Raw genomic sequence first — 1,330 nt, 5'->3', positions numbered from 1 at the left:
TGAACCGCCCCGGGTTCGGTAGAGATCTCAGATTGTGGTTGTGACCTGGGGTTTCGTGGATTCCATGTAGTGATTGGCCTCGTACTCGACGGGCGGGACGTGGCCTATCTCACCGTGGAGTCGGCGGTGGCAGTACCAGTCGATCCACTCGGCGGTGGCGAGCTCGACCTGGGAGAGTGTCTTCCAGGGCCGGCCGGGTTTGATCAGCTCAGTCTTGAACAGGCCGATCGTCGATTCCATCAGGGCATTGTCGTAGGCGTCGCCGACCGAGCCGATCGATGCCGCCATCCCTGCTCGGTCCAGATGCTCGGCCAGCGCGAAGGATGTGTACTGCGATCCTGCGTCCGAGTGATGTATCAACTCGCCCTGTACGTAAGGAAATCCGTCCCGGTCGCGCTGCCACAGCGCCATCTCCAGGGCATCCAGGACGAGCCTGGTCTCCTTGGTGGCAGCAGCGGACCAGCCGACGATGCGACGGGAGAAGGTGTCCACGACGAAGGCGACGTAGACGACCCCGTTCCAGGTGGCGACGTGCGTGAAGTCCGCGACCCAGCAGCGGTTGGGGGCGCCGGCGACGAAGTCACGATCGAGGAGATCCGGAGCCCGCTCTGCGGCCGGATCGGCGATCGTCGTGATCACCTTCCTGCCGCGGACGGCGCCGGTGATGCCGAGCTCGCGCATGAGGCGCTCGACGGTGCAGCGGGCCACGGCGTGTTCCTGCCGGTTCAGCTCGCGCCAGATCTTCCGGGCCCCGTAGACACGGTAGTTGGACGTGTAGACCTCCTGGATCCGTTCCTTGAGTTCCTCATCGCGCACGGAACGGGCGGAAGGAGTTTCGAGGCGTTTCTTGTGGGCGTAGTACGTGGAAGGGGCGATCTTGCAGTCGTGCCCGGTGAGGGTCCTGCAGATCGGCTCGACGCCGCCGAAGCGGTCCCGGTGCTCGTCGATGAACGCTACGAGCGTGTGTGTGGCCGGTCGAGCTCGGCCGCGAAGAAACTTGCCGCGGCCTTCAGGATCTCGTTGGCCCGCTTCAGCTCGGCGTTCTCCTTCTTCAACGCCTTCAGCTGGGCGGACTCCTCCGTCGTCGCCCCCGGTCGCGTCCCCGCGTCGATCTCGTGCTGCTTCACCCAGTTCCGCAGCGTCTCGCGAGACCCGATGCCGAGCTTCTCGGTCACCGCCTGCAAAGCGGCCGTCTCGTTCGGGTGATCGTCGCGTACCTCAGCGACCATGCGCACCGCACGACGGCGGAGCTCAAGCGGGTATCGGGAAGGCCGTGCCATGACTCGATCCTTTCATGAAATCGAGCCTCTACTGAAACCGGGGCGGTTCA

General features: G+C 64.7%; 1 protein-coding gene. It reads right to left on the bottom strand.

Annotated elements, in window-relative coordinates; all coding sequences use genetic code 11:
• Positions 1–27 precede the first annotated feature (27 nt).
• A protein-coding gene (locus ACIRJP_RS42665; protein WP_404186643.1) for an IS3 family transposase occupies positions 28–1,280 on the bottom strand; the annotation gives its coding sequence in 2 pieces (ribosomal slippage) (positions 28–998 and positions 998–1,280; 1,254 coding nt in all).
• Positions 1,281–1,330 lie beyond the last annotated feature (50 nt).

It is taken from the genome of Streptomyces sp. NPDC102437 (genome assembly GCF_044765565.1).
Lineage (GTDB): Bacteria > Actinomycetota > Actinomycetes > Streptomycetales > Streptomycetaceae > Streptomyces.
Note: the sequence above shows the minus strand (reverse complement) of the source record. Positions and strands in the feature narration are given on the sequence as shown.